The organism is Cognatundibacterium griseum (assembly GCF_014284195.1).
In the GTDB taxonomy this organism is placed as follows: Bacteria; Pseudomonadota; Gammaproteobacteria; order Burkholderiales; family Burkholderiaceae_D; genus Undibacterium; species Undibacterium griseum.
Map to the genome: position 1 here is coordinate 1 of NZ_JACOGC010000011.1, position 19114 is coordinate 19114.

The following is a 19114-nucleotide window of genomic DNA, read 5'->3' on the forward strand; positions in this document are numbered from 1 at the left end:
GAGGGTGTGCCGGGATAAAGGTGGAAATGACACATAAGCGATTTAGTCATATAGATCGATCCTCTTATGCAAAAACCGAAGTTAGTTTCTAGGCGCCAGTCGCTCAAGCACTTCGAGATGCGGTTGCCACCTTTTTAACGTCGAAATAATCTCTAGTACCTCCGAAGCGACATCAAACGCGAGTTCTGGAAGCGTCTCTTCATTTGCGGGCACCGACAGCGCGGCACCGTTGATGACCGTGTGTGCCATACCATGCAGGCGCAGCAACATATCGCGCAGTCCGTCTTCTTCCCTCACGCCCCCCAGCACGGCGTCAAGCTCGTCAACCATCTGGAGCAGCTTGCTGGTATCGAGTGATTCTTGCGCCGCGTTCAGCGCTGCTGCGTCGAGGCGGCCGTAAGGCGTTTCGGCGGTTTCTTTTGGTTTATTCACGCACTCCTCCCTTTTGCTGCGCCGGCGGCGCCACTTGTGGCACTCGCCTGCCTTGCTTTTTTGACCGCCTGGCGGAACATCAACTCTTTGACCCACGGTTCTGGCGGGCGCTTCAAGTCCAGATGATAACTGCCAAAGCGTTTGACCCCGTTGGTCCCGTACGGGCTCATAAATGTGACCTCGCTAACGTCAACATGCTCACCGTCTGCTTCCATATCCTGAAGTATGCGCATCATATCGACGGTATTTTGCAGTATGACCGCTGAGGCGATCAAGTCGATGTAACGAACCCTCTTTTGTTGTTCGTTGAGATCGTTTTCCCCGATCACGTCGCCGCCGAAGTCTAGCCACTTGGTAAAGGCGTGATAGGACTCGATCTTGTTCGTTGTAGCATTGACTTCCTGACGCATCTCCTTCTGTGAAATCCATTTGAGCAGGTATACCGTGCGCAGAACACGCCCCAGTTCTCGCGCTGCGGCAAAGAGCCTGTTGTGGCGTCCTTCATGGCTTAGCTTGCGTAGCAGCATTGGTGAGGAAACCCGGCCTTGCTGAATCGAGATGGCGACCTGCATCAGGTCGTTCCAGTGGTTTTTGATCAGTTTCCAGTCGATGACTTCGGTAAATAGCCGGTCGATGTGTTTGTACTTGTGGGCTTTGTCGGCCTTATAGAACTTCAGATCCTTCCAGTTCCGTATGCGCGGCATGAGCTGGATACCGTTCAGATAGGTGAATGCGAACACCGCTTCTGATTGGCCGTGGGTGTCCGAATACACCGTATCAGGATGCACCGACAAGCCTGCTTTCATAAGCCCTTCGATGACGTAGATTGCCTCCAGAACGCCCGGCGGAATGAAACTACGGAAGTAAGCAATGTAGTTGTCGGCCACGTGGCGATATGCAACGGCACCCATTTTTCTGTACCTGAAGTGCATGCCAACGAGAAGGTTTTGCTCGTAAAAATCGTGATGCGTACCGTCAGCGGCTACCTTCTTGCCTTCGCCCCACAGTTTGGGAAGATCCAGTCGCAGGTAGAGTTCGGTGAGGTCGCGGCAGGCATTGTCGAGCTGCTCTAAGCTCATGTGTCGCTGGTTGACGTACGAAAGCTGGTGCGGCGTCACGCCGTTAGACAGATGGCGAGCTGCCTGATTCGGGCCAAGATTACATCCCATTGCGAATGCCGTTAGCAGGTATCGTTCTTTCGCATTGCGGAGTTTGGGGTCGTCGCCAGATTGCGGGCCGAAGTTGCGTGTGAAACCTGTCCAGTGTTCAATGTTGGCCAAGATATCGAGCAGATTGCGGGGCACGATCCTGCTCTCGATGGCGGCCTGTAGTGCGATCGCCGATGCCGGGATCTCGCGCGCGGTCGTGCGCTTCAGCGTCGGTTCGCCGTTTGCTCCGATCGACAAGTCACCGGCATGCTGCGGAAACTCCTTGTCGACCTGATCAGCGGTATCGGACAGCAGCTTTTGTAGATGCTGTACAAACGCATCAGCATCGGATGCGATGCCCACGCGCTCACAGTAAGCATCAAGCAATTCGAGGCACTCGGTCCAAGACACCAACTGCTCACGATAGTCTGCATATGTCCCGGCGCCGTCGATGCATATATCACCACAGCGTAGGTCGCTCGCCAGATGGGAAAACACACACACTTCTAGATTGCGCCGGTTAGTTGGGTTGCCCAAACCATGAGAACGGCGAACTAGTTTTTTCCAGCGCTCGGATGCAAAGGAAAGATCTACGACGTCGGCGACCCATTCGGATTTTTTATGCTCGTTTTGCAGAACGACCGCCAGAGCATTGAGCAGACATTGATCCTGCGTAGCTGAATGAAATTGTAATACCTTGGCCATCTGGAACATCGCAGAGCGCCACGACTTGAAGGTATTCCACAGCAAGGGCAAGTGATTGCCAGATCCCCAAACCCTGATCGCCTCGCAATCGGCCTGCAGCTTTTCGAGCGAACCATGTGGTGCCAATAGTTCACGAATACGCCGCCCTGTATCCGCGTCATCAAGGTTTTCTGCCAGAATCTCAACCACCTTTTCCAGCGTTGCGACCAGATCTTCGCTCAGCTCACGCTGCCGGGCCTGGATCACCAACAACTCCTCTCTTGCGCTTTTGTGGATCGCGCTCAAGCGGCGAATGAACATTTCCGCGATATCGTCACGAGCACCAATGCGCATCTGGCGGATCAAGCACAAGATCAGCGTATAGCGCTTTGCTGGCCGGAAGTCTTTCATGTCTCCAGCATCAAGTACTGCGGCCCTATTGGCCATGTGTTTCAGCTTGGTCGCCGGTATGTCGGCGACCAGCGTGTCTGACCCTGGCAGTTCCTCAAGCCACCGTAGCTGATCCAGCACCAGATCCAGATGCTTGCGCGATGCTTTTTTCGCAGAGCGCTTGATTTCGTTATACATCGAGCGCCTGGCAATCAAATCCGTTTTGAGTAATTGGTCCAGCCAGCTGCGCTGCTCAGGTGTGAGTCGCTGGGCAACGCGGGTATGCAACGTCGATTCAGCAGCAGCATATGCTTGCTCGGCGATCTTATCGACTTCCCCAAAACTGGGCAGTTCGTGGCCGAGCCGCACCAGTTCTTCGACAGTGATGTTGATGATGTCCACGCGGGTATCGACGACCGCCGCTGCTTCTTGCGCTATATCGATCGTTAGCGTGCGGGTATGGGCGTCCGTGTATGCCTTCACGCCAAGGAACGTCCGTATGGTTTTATGGTCCCGGTACAATGCGGTATGGCCCTTGGGGTAAATCAGCTTGCCGATCGGCTGCATTCCAAGGCTTGCTGAGACGTGCTCGACTACTTCTGGCGGAATAGTTTCCAAGGGCGGAAAATGGCGCAGGAACTGAAAGCACTTTAGATGCACCAGCAGTGCCAGCCGCCTTTCCTGCCCGCGTCCGAAATTCTGGGCCCATTCTGACTCTTCCGGCCTTGGCGTGAACGATGTCTGCAAATCCTTGAGTGTGAGCGTACGGGGAAATCTGGGATATGCGGTTCGTTCAATACTGGCCATCGCGCGTCGCTCCTGGAAGAACTGGTTGATGAGTCGCTTGAATCCTATGTACGACATTAAAACAAGCGCAACATTGCACCAGTATCAGCACCAAGTCAACCTCGCTCAATTTCGTGAACCGTCGTGGCTCACCCATGACCTCAATCAGCTCAAAAATGCCCCGTATGCAGGTCATGCAACCCCTAAGAATTGCCAGTGAGTCTTGAGTCAAATGTCGGTCGTGAGAAGAACTATCGCTGTGCTCAATAGAAATACCAAAAAGCGAGAAATTACTCACCAACGAACCAGTTTAATTATTATTAAATAATCTACAAAAGACATTTAGAAAAGATTGCATTAATTCTAACTATTTATGATGTTGCATGATACGACATTTTTTTTGTATTTATATTAACAATCTGTAACTTGCTAAATACATAGCTCTATAAAATAAATCGCATACTGGCACTGAAAAGGACTAGTCGCGCCTAAATATAAAGACAAGTGTCGTCGATACGCATACCTTTAGCCCGTGCACTGCGAACTTATACTTGATCAACTTTCACGCGTGAAAGTTGATCGACCGAGAAGGCGATCATATCTGTAATCGTTTTATTGGCCGGGGGAGCCTGATTTACAACCGCCGAAATGCAGGCAATGTGACCAGGTCGGGGTATGCTTTCCGCGTTTAGGATAATTGCCTTTTCCTTGTAATTTGGTTCGATTTAGAGGTGATTGGGAGGTCTTGTCTTTGACTTTCACGCGTGAAACTGCTCTCTTGAGTGCAATAGAAGTTAAATCATGGAGTTATGAAATTTCTCTGACTACGTACTGACGGGTATGGCATACCAAGGTTGGTACCAATTTGGAGAAAGCTTTCCTTTCAATTCGAGCGATTACTCCTATTACCGTGCCAGCTTAAAACGCATATTTAGTTTTGCGAGAAATCGATTGATTACCCCCCCAAAAAAAGTATTGGAGCCTTCATCAATTCAATCGTTGCCTAATTTAAACAAAAACGTGACAGAGAATTAAATATAGTTAAATGACCTTCGCATTCCTTTTCCTCCGAGTAATTTTTTACTAAACTTAACTTCGTTAGCTAAGTTTTTCTGCAATGGCTACTGTTTCATATTGGTTAAGTTTGCCCATCCCCCAAAAATGTAAAGTTAGCGTCAAAAATTACTATTAATTAATTCGCTGAGCGCTATTTCCCCAACATTTTCAGACAGCTACATATCGTTCTTTTTACATTTTTGGGGGAATATTCTGTCATCGTGGTGGGACGTCTTCGCTATCTTTTGTAGTGTTAAGCCAATATGCCGGATCTAGATACAACTCCGCCAACGCTTCGATGTCCAGCTTAGAGCCGCTCGGTGTAAACTCAAAAGTTCCAAACAGATTGATATGTTGCCAGGCAACTGGTGATATCCTGCGCATCATTTCAATCGCCGTTTCATCCCCTGACCTTAACTTCTGTTCGTAGACTCGGGACAAAATTAGTGTGTTGTAGTATATGACTGCATTTGCAATCAAGCGCGAACACTCATTCCAATTATGCTGTTCTTCTTCAGTTCTAACCCTAAACTTGCCACCATTGACGAACGCAACTGCTCGCCTGAACTTATGATAAGCCTCACCCCGGTTCAGTGCCTTTTGCACGCCTTGCCGTAGTTTCGGATCGTCAATATATTTCAACACATATTCGGTAAAACATAGGTGATCGAGCTCCCATAATGCCCGTTTGGTCGAATTCTGACGGGTATAACTTGATAGCTTCCTCACGATTGTTGACTGGGTTACGTTCTTTTGCGCAAGTGATACAAGAATGCGCAGGATATTCGGCCATTCTTTGATAATGAGCTCGTCGTTCACTCTTCTGCATGGTTTGATCCACACATCTACGTACTGGTTTGGATGTTGAAAGCCAATGATTGATTCTGTTTTTTTAGTGAAATTCTTGTATCGGGGAGCAAACTCATGCTCGAAAGTACGCAAGATAATGAAATTAACCTGGTTAGTTCCATGTGTATCGGTCGAATGGCGTTCTGGTCTAATATCGGAAGTATTGTTATAAAGCAAATCAAAAACATAGTGACTTTCATGTTCATGGGTACCAATGACCTTGGCATTCACCGGCACATGGTTGGCCACTAATGTCAGACTGCTGACTCCTTTTTGCAATCCAAAATATTTGGGAGAATGGTGCGCATTTAGTGTATCGACCTGCGTCTCCATGCGTTGGCCATCGGAACTTGAGTGCATCGCATCCTCAATATCAAAAAGATGAAATGCTGGTAACTGGGCAATCGCATTAATGATGGCGTCATTGGCTGCCCTCAATGTTTCTTGCCGCAAGAAGTTGCGCGAACTCGATGTTAGTGATGAGTAAAGTATGCCGGAGACTTCAGCCATTTTTCCTAGTCCCATATTCGTGCCCATTGCCACTACGCAGGCAAGGATTGCCGTTGCATCCGTTGCAGTTTATAAACAGTATAGAAACTAACCATCGACGCAAAATATCTGCTGCTCTCTTGCGATAAGCCGGCAGAAGAAAGAAACGTCGCCGCAAATTCGTGTAATGGCTCGAAAAATTCGCGACGTGCAACTTCCCTACGTAACTCTCCATAGGAAAAATCCTTTGCTTCCCGTCTCAACGCACTGATAGTGTAGATCTGTTCATCAGCTTCCAGAAGTGCAGTCAGCTTCTTACGAATTTCCGGCGTCAGCGCCTCCGTTAGTAATCCAGTGATGCGGGCACGTTCGCCTGAGACCGCCTTTCCTACAATATCCTGAAGCGACGAATACGACGGAGCTACGACTCTATTGATCGACAGTTGCTGGAGTATTTCCCTGAGGATAAAAATCGGTTGAGTTGAGAGCGTTGCAAAACGTTCAGCCTTCGCTTCGATTTCGCTTCTTTCCTGTGTCCCGCACAACCGGTAATCAAAGAGTTCTAATACTGTCTTTTGCAGCAAACCTCTCGTAGGCCGCGATGGCACGCGGATATCGTCAATCGTACGCTCAGGGAAATACGTTTTGATGATATAGAGAAGGTCATTTTCAACTTCGGACAGTTCAAATCCAAAAAATTGGCGCTTTGCTTTGAAGTAACCCAGTTCCAGTATCAAGTGGGCTGCAACAGATGTTCTGCGGATATCACCCGCCGCGGCCTTTTCGACAGAACTTAAATCGAAATAGAGCTGACGGTCATCGTCGGTAAAGCGCGGTAGTCCATATAAATCCTCGATCTCGTCGTCGCTTAAGATCGATAGGCGATGGGATTCGGAGGCCATTTATGGAAAGTGCACAATGCCATAGTTGAAGAATATCAACATTGCCTTTCTTGGAATCATTTGTCAATGATGAAACGAAAATGATATTTCATTGGCAATGGTAGATTGCGTTATGGGAAAGTCAGCCTTTTCCGCGTATTTTGGTCATAGGACTGTTCAGACTGCATCTAAGCAACAGTTCACTTTGTATGCGCACAATTGTTAATTCCATTTTTAGTTTCAGTTTTCTTAAATAACGCTTGACCCTGTAGCTGCTACAGAGTGTTTAATGCGAAAATATAAACGCAATCAAAGGAGTCGTGATGAGCGAGCAAGAATCTGGGTGCTGTGGATGTAGTTCCAAATCTGCCGGCAACGACAAGATTTCATTTACACAGGAAGCATCTGTTCTAAATGACAATGCCGAAAAGACATTAACTCTGCGAATTGATCAAATGGATTGCCCAACTGAAGAGGCCTTGATCCGCAGTAAACTAGACAAAATGCCGGGAGTGAGCAGTCTTGTCTTCAATCTGGTGAATCGCCGCCTCACCATTAAGCACACACTCGCAGACATGTCTGTAATAGTTGAGGTTATTACTGGATTGGGCATGACACCAGTCGCTGAAAATGCCCAAGGAGCAAACAGTACTTCCACGATTGTGTACTCCATAGAAAACATGGATTGCCCAACAGAAGAAGGTTTAATACGCAACAAAATCGGGCCGATGCCTGGGATAGCTCAGCTTGATTTCAATCTCATGCAGCATAAATTGACGGTCACTCATACACTGGAAAATTCCGATCCGATTAAAGCAGCACTGACTTCGATCGGCATGCAGGCAGTATTGTTAAGCGAAGAAGGTAACAGCAATCAGGATGTCACCGAGACCCCGCCACCAAACGTGTTCCGCAAGTGGTGGCTGCTAGGCGTAGCGGCAGCGGCTGCAGTCCTGGCCGAGACATATACTTATATCAACGGATCTGAAAAAGCCTGGCCGGTCATACTCTTGTCTGTTTTTGCGATACTGATCAGTGGCACTGGTACGTATAAAAAGGGTTGGATCGCCCTCAAAAATCTGAATCTGAACATTAATGCCCTTATGGCGATTGCTGTCACGGGGGCGCTGATCATCGGGCAATGGCCGGAGGCCGCTATGGTTATGGTCTTATTTAGCCTGTCAGAAGCAATTGAAGCGATGTCACTTGACCGTGCTCGCAATGCGATACGTGGACTGATGGCTATGACACCAGAACAAGCCAGTGTTTTACAGCAAGATGGCAATTGGCAAATCATTGAAGCCAAATCAATTGCCATTGGTGCTACCGTCCGAGTTGGCCCAGGAGAGCGCATTCCACTGGACGGTGAGCTGAGCAAGGGGCAATCGTCGGTGAACCAGGCACCTATCACTGGTGAAAGCATACCGGTTGCCAAGATAGTAGGAGATAAAGTATTTGCTGGTACCATCAATGAAACCGGATCTTTCGAATACCGAGTAACTGCGACACAAAATGATTCCACGCTGTCGAGAATTATCCATGCCGTTGAGGAAGCACAAGGTAGCCGCGCGCCGACCCAGCGCTTCGTTGATGCTTTTGCCAAAGTGTACACACCCGTCGTGTTTATCCTCGCATTGGGAGTGATGATCGTGCCACCGTTGTTATTAGGGCTCCCATGGATGGTGTGGGTGTACAAAGCCCTGGTCTTATTGGTCATTGCTTGTCCTTGTGCTTTGGTTGTCTCAACTCCAGTGACCGTAGTCAGCGGCTTGGCCGCTGCTGCAAAGGCTGGGATTCTTATCAAGGGAGGTGTTTATCTGGAAGAAGGCCGCAAACTGAAATCCCTCGCGCTGGACAAAACCGGCACCATTACGCAAGGCAAGCCCATCGTCACTGATGTTAGACAACTGAGTGGTGATCAGAATACGGCAATCCAGCTCGCTGCTAGTCTGGCGGTGCGATCGAATCACCCGGTTTCTGGTGCAGTAACTACACATTGGAAAACACAAGGCAGTGACGCGCAAGTATGGGAAGTCAGCGACTTTGAAGCGATCACTGGACGTGGCGTTAAAGGTCAAATTGCAGGAAAGTGGTATTACCTGGGCAATCACCGTTTGATAGAAGAACTTAAGATTTGCAACCCAGGTACCGAAGCTATACTGTTTGCAATGGAAGCAGATGGTAAGACAGCAGTGATCATCGCCGATGAAGAAAGGCCGCTTGCCGTGATCGGCGTGGCAGACACTGTGCGTGAAAGTAGTCGCGAAGCAATTGCAGAATTGCATGCGCTTGGCATTCGAACCGTCATGTTGACCGGTGACAATGAAATGACTGCGAGAGCGATAGCAAAGAGTGTGGGTATTGACGATGCGCGCGGCAATTTGCTGCCAGAAGATAAGCTGACTGCTATCAACGATGAATTGATGAACTACGGTACTGTTGGGATGGTCGGTGATGGGATTAATGATGCACCCGCACTGGCTAAATCCAGTATAGGTTTCGCTATGGGAGCAGCTGGGACTGATACTGCTCTTGAAACTGCTGACGTGGCTCTAATGGATGATGACTTACGCAAAATTCCACAGTTTGTCCGTTTGAGTCAGCGTACTGCTGCCGTCTTGAAACAAAATATCACTTTGGCCTTGGGCATTAAGTTGATTTTTCTGATCATGGCCGTAATGGGTATTGCCACCTTGTGGATGGCTGTATTTGCGGATATGGGAGCGAGTCTGTTGGTGATATTTAATGGTTTGCGTCTCGTACGCAAAGTTAAATAAGAGATCAGTCACCATCATAAGCGTATCGAAATTAATAAAGGTTAATAACTCGTATCTTGGTCAAAAAGCGTTTATCTGTTCAGTTTTACTGGAAGGTGGCGCACAACAACTGTTGCTGGTATCTGATGCCAGCTACCGCTGCAACTCCATCACCGCCTACCTGGCAGGCATCGTCGTCGGGGCAGGACCTGGAAGCGTTCGCCCGCACAGCCTTGTTCCAACCACTGGGTATCAGCCACTGACAGTGGGGGCGAGATGTAGCGGGACATCCCAAAGGCCAGGGAAACCTGTCGTTGACAGCGCGTGACCTTGCCAAAGTCGCTCAACTGGTGCTGGATAAAGGCATGTTTCAGGGCCAGTGTGTCATCAGCGCCGCCTGGATAGACACCATGCTGGCACCGCAGGTAAGCATTGCTGCTGTAGATAATTATGCCGATAGCTATGGCTATTCAAAGTGCACTCAATTAAAGTGCCGACGACCAAGGAGCAACCCGTCCCCGTCTTTTTTGTATCTGGCAACGGCGGCAATAAAATTTATGCCATCCCCTCTTTGCATGCCGTCGTCGTTGTCACTTCCAGCGCCTATGGAAAAGGTTATGGACAGCGCCGTTCAGAAAACATCCTGAAGGCTATCCTGGCAGAAAAAAATGAACCAATGATGCGGATAGTGGTCAGTATGACAGTCACTATCACATCGCCGATTCGTTTCACCATAGGGTAAACCATGACACACTTGACCAGACGCCACTTCATGATAGGCAGTGCCGCCGCGCTATTGGGTAAGCATGCTTTTGCCAGCAGTGGCTTTGGCAGCAGCGACGTGATCGGTGCCGATAACCCCGTCGTCGATGCCTTCGTCAAAGCTCAACCATTCTATGGTGTCGTCATGCTGGGCAAGCGTGGCAATCCCACCTATGTACGTGCGATAGGCATGGCCAATATCGAAGAACAAAAGCCGCTACGGGCAGACACCCCGTTTGCCATCGCCTCTATTTCCAAATGGCTGACATCGGTCACCGTGCTGCGGCTGGTAGAAATGGGCAAGCTTGATCTGGATGCGCCTATCAAACGCTACCTGCCAGCACACCGTGCCGATACCGGCAGCAAGGTCACGCTACGACATTTGCTATCCAACGCCAGTGGCATTCCCAACCAGTTTACCACCATGATCAAGGCCGATCGCAGCCTGTTCACCGCCAGCATGAGCACCGTGCAGGCCATGCAGCAGTTTTGCCAAGGCGAGCCCATCTTCCCGCCCGGCAGCAAGTTCGATTACGCCCTCACAAACTGGATCATCGTGGTGGGCATAGTCGAAGCCGTCACCGGACAGCCATTCCAGCAAGCCATGCGCAACATCACGCTTGACCCCTTGAAACTGTCCGCCACCCGTGCAGACCTGGCCTATGCCGACGATGCCGCCACCGCCGTGCCCTACGCCACCATCAACCCGCCAGCCAGGAAGACCGATGTGCGGCAGCCCTATATGGCCGCAGCAGGCGGCTATTACAGCACCGCGGACGATTTGATGAAGGCAGCACAAGCCATCTTCAACCAAGGCTTCATCACGCCGGCATCGCTGGCGCAACTGACCCATATCGAAGTCGACAGCGAAAACTATGCCCTGGGTGGCCGCATCAAGACTCTACAAATCGCCGGCCAGACCCACCGCTTCGGCTGGGAAACAGGTCGTACCACTGGCTACCGTTCTGTGCTCGGACACAGGCTGGACGGAGAAGACACCGTCATCATCCTCAACAACACCGACATGTCACAAAAAACCATGGATGAATTTGCCTATAGCTTGCTGGGCGCAAGTCAGTTGCCAGCAGTGTAGTAGAACGTAGATACTGTAAAGAATTGTTGAAATGCGCAATTAGATTCTTCTAAAGTGCTTGATACGGCTAAAAAATCGTTCGACCAAATTTCGGTCTTTATACAACGACTCATCATACTCACGTCGCTCGGTTCGATTGCGCGTAGGCGGAATGACAGCGCGCATCTGCTGCTCCTGCATAAACGACACAAACGCGTTGGAGTCATAGCCTTTGTCAGCCAACTCAGACTGCGCTTGATACATTTAATCAGCGCCTGCCCGATAAAACGTGAAAGTCATCATCAAAAAAATATAAGAGTGCCTTTAGATACAGGATGCAAAATCGACTGTCGGATTTAAAAAATTTTGAGCACAACGGAAATGCAACTGCATTCATCGTGATATACTTATCATATGGCTCGTCGAACTCTTATCATGTTGATTACTATACTTACGCTGCAGTTTAGCTGGAGTGTGGTTGCGGTCTATTGCACGCATGAAACGGGTAAAGCAGCAAATCACTGGGGGCATCATCCCGATAACAATCCATCGGATAACGTCGTTTCGGTTCTGAAAGAAAAACAGGCGGACACGAAAAAGATCTCCGTTCATTCTCACTGTGCTTCGTGCGCACACGGGACGTTATCGCTTGATAGCTTCGAAAGTATTTCGCATCCTCAGATCGCCGAAGCTGCTCCAATGTTCACCGAAATCGTCCTATCCTCGTTTTATACCGCTCCTCCAGAACGCCCTCAGTGGGTAGCCGTCGCTTAACTCCGGCGGCTGTATTCGTTCGTCCCTCTAAAATTGTGACTTACGCCTGAATGTGGGCGGAGGTTGCTGCACACCGCCGGATTCCTTCGTCTTTAATTTTCGGAGTTATCTATGCAATCCCTACATTTAGTTTTGGGAGCGGCTGTCCTATTGGCGCAGTTGATCCCTTTTAGTACTCAGGCTGCTGCACAACAAAGTGATGCCTTCACTATCGGTGAAGTAGCAACTGCAGCAAATACAAATTCCGCATCGCTGACGCTGGAACAGGCTATCGCAATGACCCTATCGATCAGTCCTGAACTGCGTTCGGCTACACACAGTGTTGAGATCACCGAAGGTGCTCGCGTCCAAGCCGGAGTTCGGCCAAATCCTGAATTGGCACTACTGCGCGAAGGTACTTCTTCGCGCAGTAATCGCTCCGACACCTATCAATTAAGCCTCCCCATTGAGCTTGGTGGCAAACGAGGTGCCCGCATCAAGCTGGCAGAACAAGACCAGGTTCTGGCCCGCGGCGATGTGAATGTTACAGCTGCGGAGTTGCGTGCGAACGTCACTGCAGCCTATTTAGAGGCTCTTACGATGCAAGAGCACGTTGTACTCGCTAAGGAATCTTTCAGCCTGGCAAGTAAGTCTACTAATGCTGCTGGTCGTCGTGTTGCTGCTGGCAAGATCTCCCCATTAGAGCAAACTCGATCAAGCGTAGCGGAAGCAAGCGCGCGTTTGGAGCTATCGCAAGCAGTCGCAGACGCTACATTGGCGCGGCGTCGCCTCGCTGCGTTCTGGGGCAGCACTCAGCCTGAAGAACGCACCTTGGTGACGCCTGATATCAACCTGACTGTCATTCCGTCATTGCCAGAACTGCAATCCCGCCTAAATGCTTCACCACAGATACAGCGCGCGCGCGCGCAGATCGCACGCGAAGAGGCCAGCTTTAATCTGGCAAAGTCAGATCAAGTTCCTGATCTGACGCTCACATTTGGGAAAAAGAAAGACTTCCAGACTAACGTTTCTCAAACGGTTGTAGGCATGGCGATACCGTTGCCGTTTTTTAACCGAAATCAGGGCAACCTCCTGTCCGCAATGCGCCGAGTTGATAAGGCAAAGACCGATGCCGAGATTGCGTATCTGAATGCGACTCAAGCCTTAGCCGACGCACACCAACGGGCGTCCATCGCACAGGAACAGATTGAGAGCATGCGCAGCGAGATCCTGCCTGCCGCACAAAGTGCATTCAACGCGGCCGTTACTGGCTTTGAACTGGGCAAGTTTGGATTTATTGATGTGCTCGATGCCCAACGCACCTTATTCCAAAGCCGTGCTCAATATCTGAGCGCGCTCTCCGCCCGCTATCGCTCTCTTGCCGATCTGGAACGCTATATCTCAGTAGAACCCATCGTTGGCAACTACATGACTGACAGGAATGCAAAATGACGCTCAATATTGATAAGAAATCTCAAAAAGCCGCACTGATCATAGTGCTTATTGGTGCCGTACTGGGCGCAGCCATCCTGTTATGGAAAAAGGACAGTGGCAGTGGCACCGCTGAAGCTCCACATGCAGAAAATTCCGCGAAGAAGGATGTTGGTGATCACGCCGGCGAAGAAGGCGTGGTACTAATGAGCGAAAAGCAGATTCAGACTGCTGGTGTGACGCTCGCAAAAGCTGAAGCGGCCACGATGGGCAACGTCATCCAGTTGCCGGGTGAGGTGCGTTTTAACGAAGACCTGACGGCGCACATCGTACCGCGCACACCCGGTGTGGCCGAGTCTGTTTCCGCAGATCTTGGTCAAAGCGTTAAGAAAGGCCAAGTTCTGGCAGTGATCTCCAGCCCTGCTTTGGCAGACCTGCGTAGCGCGTCGCTCGCGGCGCAAAAGCGACTAGGCCTGGCACAGACCACCTACCTGCGCGAGAAAAAGCTGTGGGAAGACAAGATATCGGCAGAACAGGACTATCTCCAAGCACAGACCGTGCTGCGCGAAGCTGAAATCGAAGCTCAGACAGCTCGATCCAAACTGGCGGCATTGGGCGCAGGCGAGTCTGAAGGTGCGCTCAATCGCTATGTCCTGCGTGCACCGTTCGACGGCGTCATCCTGGAGAAGCACATTGCACAAGGGGAAGCAGTCAAAGAAGACGCAAATGTTTTTCTGCTCTCGAATCTGTCCAGTGTGTGGGTAGAAGTTTTGGTGACACCAAAGGATCTGGAACTGGTTCGAGTAGGTGAAACCGTTACGATCACCTCTGCAGCCAATGACACAACTGCTACCGGAAAGGTCAGCTACGTCGGCAATCTACTCGGAGAGCAAACCCGCACCGCCAAGGCGCGCGTTGTTATCGCCAATCCGAATATGGCGTGGCGCCCAGGCCTGTTCGTCAATGCCGCTATGACGCGCGGTGAAAAGAGTGTTCCGGTCGCCGTCGCTTCCGACGCAGTACAGACCGTCGACGGTAAATTCGTGGTCTTCGTGAAAGTCGAAAAAGGTTTCAAAGTCCAGCCAGTCAAAATAGGCAGCAGCGATGGCAGGCTTGTGGAGATCGTAGAAGGCCTGCCAGCAGGAAGCCAGTATGCCGCGAGTAATAGCTTCGTAGTCAAAGCTGAGCAGGGCAAAGGTAGTGCTGGACACGAAGACTAACTAAGGAATAACCATGTTTGAACGAATAATTCAGTCTGCCATCGGGCACCGATGGCTTGTCATGCTGGCCGTGCTTGCAATGGCCGCCATTGGTATCTATAGCTATCAGAAGCTGCCGATTGATGCTGTGCCTGACATTACCAATGTACAGGTACAGATCAACACCAGTGCCAGTGGTTATTCGCCACTGGAAGTTGAACAACGTGTGACGTTCCCAATCGAGACAGTGATGGCTGGACTTCCTAATCTGGAGCAGACTCGATCGCTGTCGCGTTACGGGTTATCGCAGGTTACTGTCATCTTCAAGGATGGCACCGATATCTACTTTGCACGCCAGCTCGTCAACCAGCGTATCCAGGAAGCGAAGGAAAATTTGCCTCAGGGTGTCGTGCCTATGATGGGGCCAATCTCTACCGGCTTGGGAGAAATCTACCTTTGGACGGTTGAGAGCGAGCCAAATGCAAAAAAGCCTGACGGTACACCTTACACTCCAACTGATCTGCGCGAGATCCAGGATTGGATCATCAAGCCACAATTGCGCCAGGTGGAAGGCGTCACTGAGATCAATTCGATCGGTGGCTATGCCAAGGAATATCACATTACTCCTGACCCTGTGAAACTGAGTTCCTATGGTTTAACTCTCAAGGATGTTGTAGGCGCCATTGACCGCAACAACAATAACGTTGGCGCCGGCTACATTGAGCGCAAGGGTGAGCAATTCCTGATCCGCGCGCCTGGACAAGTACGCACACTGGATGATATTCGCAACACGATTCTGAACAATGTACAAGGCGTCCCAATTCGTGTGCGTGATGTCGCAGAGGTTGCCATTGGTCGCGAGCTGCGTACCGGTGCTGCCACAGAGAATGGTCGTGAGGTTGTGCTGGGTACCGTCTTCATGCTCATCGGTGAAAATAGCCGGGTGGTCTCCCAGGCTGTTGCAAAACGCATGGAAACCGTGAACCGCTCCCTACCAACAGGAGTCAAGGCCGTACCCGTTTATGATCGTACGGTGTTGGTCGACAAAGCTATCGCAACAGTTAAGAAAAATTTGCTCGAAGGCGCAATTCTGGTCATCGTGATTTTGTTTCTGTTCCTAGGTAACATTCGTGCAGCAATCATAACTGCGATGGTGATCCCGCTAGCAATGCTCTTCACCTTTACCGGGATGGTCACGTACAAAGTAAGTGCCAACCTGATGAGTCTGGGGGCGCTAGACTTCGGCATCATCATCGACGGCGCTGTTGTGATAGTTGAAAACTGCATTCGCCGCCTGTCGCATGCACAAGAGCATTTCAAGCGTGAGCTCACCCTGCGTGAACGATTCCAAGAAGTGTTTGCCGCAGCCAAGGAAGCTCGCCGTCCGCTTCTGTTCGGCCAGCTGATCATCATGGTCGTATACCTGCCAATCTTTGCACTTGCTGGTGTCGAAGGCAAGATGTTTCATCCGATGGCCTTTGCCGTGGTTGTTGCACTGCTGGGTGCCATGATTCTGTCTATGACCTTCATTCCGGCGGCAGTAGCACTATTCATCGGTAAGCGCGTGGCTGAGAAGGAAAATCGCCTGATGGTGATGGCGAAGAACGGCTACGAGCCTTTGCTTACCAAGGTCATGAACAACGCCACCACCGTAATTACCGGCTCCGTGGTATTGATCATTCTGTGCGGTTTGCTAGCGACCCGTTTGGGTAGTGAATTTGTTCCAAACCTGAATGAAGGCGATATCTCTATTCAGGCACTGCGCATCCCCGGCACTAGTTTGAGTCAGTCACTGGAGATGCAGAAGACGCTGGAAGCTGGCCTGAAAGCCAAATTTCCGGAAATCGATCGTGTCTTTGCACGTACCGGTACCGCAGAAATTGCATCGGACCCGATGCCACCGAATATCTCGGACGGATACATCATGTTCAAGCCAGACTCGGAATGGCCTAAACCGAAGAAAACCCGAGATGAATTGGTCGCCGAAATCAAGGAAGAAGCCGAGAAATACGTCGGTAATGCCTATGAATTCTCGCAGCCTATTCAACTGCGTTTCAATGAGCTGATCTCTGGCGTGCGTAGTGACGTTGCGGTCAAAGTCTATGGCGACGATATGGACGTTTTGGCTGAGACTGGTAAGAAGATCGCCGACGTGCTGCAGCGTATACCAGGTGCCACTGAAGTAAAGGTGGAACAAACCGGTGGATTACCGATGCTGACCGTGAAAATCGATCGTGAGAAGACTGCGCGTTATGGACTGAATATCGGCGATGTACAAGAAGCATTAGCGATTGCCACCGGTGGCCGTGAAGCCGGCATCATGTTCGAAGGTGACCGCCGCTTCGATATACTGGTCCGTTTGCCAGAAACGTTGCGTAGTGACCTGGATGCCTTGCGTCGTTTACCTATCTCGCTGCCAACGCAAGCTGGCACCACAACCTCGTTCATTCCGCTGAGCGAAGTGGCTTCGCTTGATTTTGCTCCAGGTCCGAACCAGATTAGCCGCGAGAATGGTAAGCGTCGCATTGTGATCAGTGCGAACGTCACTGGTCGTGATATCGGAAGTTTTGTTCCGGAGGCGGAGCAGGCAATCGCCAAGAACGTCAAGATTCCCTCTGGATATTGGACGACTTGGGGGGGGACCTTTGAGCAGCTTCAGTCTGCAACAAATCGTCTGAAGATCGTCGTTCCTTTAGCTCTGTTCCTTGTATTTACGCTGCTGTTTGTTATGTTCAACAACGTCAAGGATGGTCTTCTGGTGTTCACGGGCATTCCATTTGCACTGACCGGCGGTATCATCGCGCTGTCGATGCGCGGTATTCCAATGTCGATCTCTGCGGCAGTGGGCTTTATCGCACTGTCAGGTGTGGCAGTCCTTAATGGTCTGGTAATGATCTCCTACATCCGATCCTTGCGCGAGGAAGGGATGAGCTTGGACACCGCAGTTATTACCGGTGCCTTGACCCGTTTGCGTCCCGTGCTGATGACTGCACTTGTCGCTTCGCTTGGCTTCGTACCTATGGCGTTGGCAACCGGGACAGGTGCAGAGGTGCAAAGACCGTTGGCAACAGTAGTCATAGGCGGTATTCTGTCTTCGACAGCGCTGACTTTACTGGTGCTGCCTCTACTTTACTGCTTGATGCATAGAGGTGATCCGGAAGAAAAGGAAGTTGTACCTGATGACGCACAAACTGCTCAATAACTCGAAATAACTTTCTAAATGGCGGGCCGCAATTGCGGCCCGCCGCGTGTCGTTTCTATGGACAGCGGCTGAACGAAGGCTCGCACAGGAAACCGTGCAGCATCTGAATGCTCGATATTGAATATCGCGCTCAAGCAAGATCATCTTTGTTTTTAATTTTCAGTGCTGCAGTTGCAGGTGAGGCCGACAAACTGGCCTCAATTTTGTGCTGAGCAAATGGATCAATGGCATCCACGTAGCGCATCGCACTTTGTACACTTTTCCAGCCAACGTATTCCATCAATGTTTTGATATCCCAGCCATTGCCGCTTGCCCAGTTGGCAAATCCACGCCGGAGGGAATGCGCTGAATAATCATCAGAATCTGCTACACCGGCATCTTTGAATATGGTGCGAAGCAGAGGTATCAAGCTATCCATGTGAAGCCCCTGATTGCCGACGCCTCCCCAGCGGTTCACCGACCTGAACACCGGCCCGGAGTCAAGTTCAGCCAACTCTTTCCATGCAATATAGGCCGCAACAGGACAGAACTGCTTTAGTGCTGGTGCCTTCAAAGTTACGCCTTTATTCTGACGATCACCTTTTGTGTGTGGCAAGAAACAACTCATACCATGACCTGGAGAGACTTCAATGTATTCGACCTGCAAGCGGGTAAGCTCATCGCCACGAAAACCTCGCCAGAAACCAAGGAGCAGTAAAGCTCGGTTTCTGGTGTGACGTAGTTCCGCAGCGCGATCTCCAGATGCGCTTGCAGTTGAAATTGCTTGATCTAGCCATCGATCCACCATACCAAGCTGCTCAAGCTGAAATGGTTTAGCCTGTTTTTCTTGTGCTGGATGCTCCCGTTGTATGCCTCGGATGACTTTTTTAACGAGAGGCGTCTTGGTCGGATCAGGGAATCCCTGATCGATATGCCATTGTGCAAGAGCTGCAAGACGTTGACGCAACGTGTTGATTGCCAGCTTTTCAGCGTGGTCTACGAGGTACTGAGCGATGTTCTCGCTGGTGGCAGGCAAGAAACCACCCCATTCGATTTCGTAGTGCCGAATGGCCGATTGGTAGGCAACGCGGGTATTGTCGCGCGTTCCTGCATGGATGTAGTGATCGATTTTTCTCATGCTATGCATCCCAAGATTTTTTACATCATTGAGTGAATTGGCCTTGTATCAAATATCCTGCCAATTTTATCGAATTTTTAGCACTAACACTGGATAATTACTGATTA

At 50.3% G+C, this 19114-nt stretch carries 10 protein-coding genes and 2 pseudogenes; 7 read left to right on the plus strand and 5 right to left on the minus strand.

What is annotated here, in order from left to right; all coding sequences use genetic code 11:
• Positions 1-81 precede the first annotated feature (81 nt).
• The 3 genes and pseudogenes from tnpC to H8K27_RS16715 form a co-directional block, all read right to left on the minus strand.
• Complete coding sequence (gene tnpC, locus H8K27_RS16265) at positions 82-432, minus strand: Tn3 family transposase post-transcriptional regulator TnpC (RefSeq protein WP_186864234.1); 351 nt, start codon at positions 430-432, stop codon at positions 82-84.
• Positions 429-3461, minus strand: a complete 3033-nt coding sequence (locus H8K27_RS16270; protein WP_186864235.1) for a Tn3 family transposase — start codon at positions 3459-3461, stop codon at positions 429-431. The genes tnpC and H8K27_RS16270 overlap by 4 nt, the downstream gene beginning before the upstream one ends.
• 1251 nt (positions 3462-4712) lie before the next feature.
• Positions 4713-6736: pseudogene (locus H8K27_RS16715) on the minus strand (Tn3 family transposase).
• A gap of 302 nt (positions 6737-7038) precedes the next feature.
• Between H8K27_RS16715 and H8K27_RS16280 the strand changes: the two are divergent.
• The 3 genes from H8K27_RS16280 (at position 7039) to H8K27_RS16290 (ending at position 11326) form a co-directional block, all read left to right on the plus strand.
• Positions 7039-9492, plus strand: coding sequence for a heavy metal translocating P-type ATPase (locus tag H8K27_RS16280; RefSeq protein WP_186864236.1), 2454 nt, complete (start codon positions 7039-7041; stop codon positions 9490-9492).
• 454 nt (positions 9493-9946) lie between these two features.
• Positions 9947-10213 carry a hypothetical protein gene (locus H8K27_RS16285; RefSeq protein ID WP_186864237.1) on the plus strand — a complete coding sequence of 89 codons (267 nt, stop codon included), beginning with the start codon at positions 9947-9949 and terminating at the stop codon, positions 10211-10213.
• Between the two features lie 3 nt (positions 10214-10216).
• Positions 10217-11326, plus strand: a complete 1110-nt coding sequence (locus H8K27_RS16290; protein ID WP_222610705.1) for a serine hydrolase domain-containing protein — start codon at positions 10217-10219, stop codon at positions 11324-11326.
• A gap of 42 nt (positions 11327-11368) precedes the next feature.
• On the opposite strand, the pseudogene H8K27_RS16295 reads toward H8K27_RS16290, so the two are convergent.
• Positions 11369-11548, minus strand: a pseudogene (locus H8K27_RS16295) (transposase); the annotation flags it as partial.
• Between the two features lie 192 nt (positions 11549-11740).
• Here H8K27_RS16295 and H8K27_RS16300 point away from each other — a divergent pair.
• From H8K27_RS16300 to H8K27_RS16315, 4 genes are all read left to right on the plus strand, one after another.
• Complete coding sequence (locus H8K27_RS16300) at positions 11741-12079, plus strand: hypothetical protein (RefSeq protein ID WP_186864239.1); 339 nt, start codon at positions 11741-11743, stop codon at positions 12077-12079.
• 111 nt (positions 12080-12190) lie between these two features.
• Complete coding sequence (locus H8K27_RS16305) at positions 12191-13510, plus strand: TolC family protein (RefSeq protein ID WP_186864240.1); 1320 nt, start codon at positions 12191-12193, stop codon at positions 13508-13510.
• Positions 13507-14709 carry an efflux RND transporter periplasmic adaptor subunit gene (locus tag H8K27_RS16310; protein ID WP_186864241.1) on the plus strand — a complete coding sequence of 401 codons (1203 nt, stop codon included), beginning with the start codon at positions 13507-13509 and terminating at the stop codon, positions 14707-14709. Before H8K27_RS16305 ends, H8K27_RS16310 begins: the two co-directional genes overlap by 4 nt.
• Before the next feature lie 13 nt (positions 14710-14722).
• Positions 14723-17890, plus strand: a complete 3168-nt coding sequence (locus H8K27_RS16315; protein WP_186864242.1) for a CusA/CzcA family heavy metal efflux RND transporter — start codon at positions 14723-14725, stop codon at positions 17888-17890.
• Positions 17891-18020: 130 nt separating this feature from the next.
• Here the strand turns inward: H8K27_RS16315 and H8K27_RS16320 are convergent, their stop codons facing one another.
• Positions 18021-19007 (minus strand): site-specific integrase, encoded by a 987-nt coding sequence (locus tag H8K27_RS16320; protein WP_186864243.1) that lies wholly within the window; start codon positions 19005-19007, stop codon positions 18021-18023.
• Between the last annotated feature and the right edge of the window lie 107 nt (positions 19008-19114).

Bases quoted from the DNA above. Each gene is read 5' to 3' on its own strand.
- H8K27_RS16270 (WP_186864235.1), bottom strand. From the start codon at position 3,461: ATGGCCAGTATTGAACGAACCGCATATCCCAGATTTCCCCGTACGCTC.
- H8K27_RS16280 (WP_186864236.1), top strand. From the start codon at position 7,039: ATGAGCGAGCAAGAATCTGGGTGCTGTGGATGTAGTTCCAAATCTGCC.
- H8K27_RS16290 (WP_222610705.1), top strand. From the start codon at position 10,217: ATGACACACTTGACCAGACGCCACTTCATGATAGGCAGTGCCGCCGCG.
- H8K27_RS16300 (WP_186864239.1), top strand. From the start codon at position 11,741: ATGTTGATTACTATACTTACGCTGCAGTTTAGCTGGAGTGTGGTTGCG.
- H8K27_RS16305 (WP_186864240.1), top strand. From the start codon at position 12,191: ATGCAATCCCTACATTTAGTTTTGGGAGCGGCTGTCCTATTGGCGCAG.
- H8K27_RS16310 (WP_186864241.1), top strand. From the start codon at position 13,507: ATGACGCTCAATATTGATAAGAAATCTCAAAAAGCCGCACTGATCATA.
- H8K27_RS16315 (WP_186864242.1), top strand. From the start codon at position 14,723: ATGTTTGAACGAATAATTCAGTCTGCCATCGGGCACCGATGGCTTGTC.
- H8K27_RS16320 (WP_186864243.1), bottom strand. From the start codon at position 19,007: ATGAGAAAAATCGATCACTACATCCATGCAGGAACGCGCGACAATACC.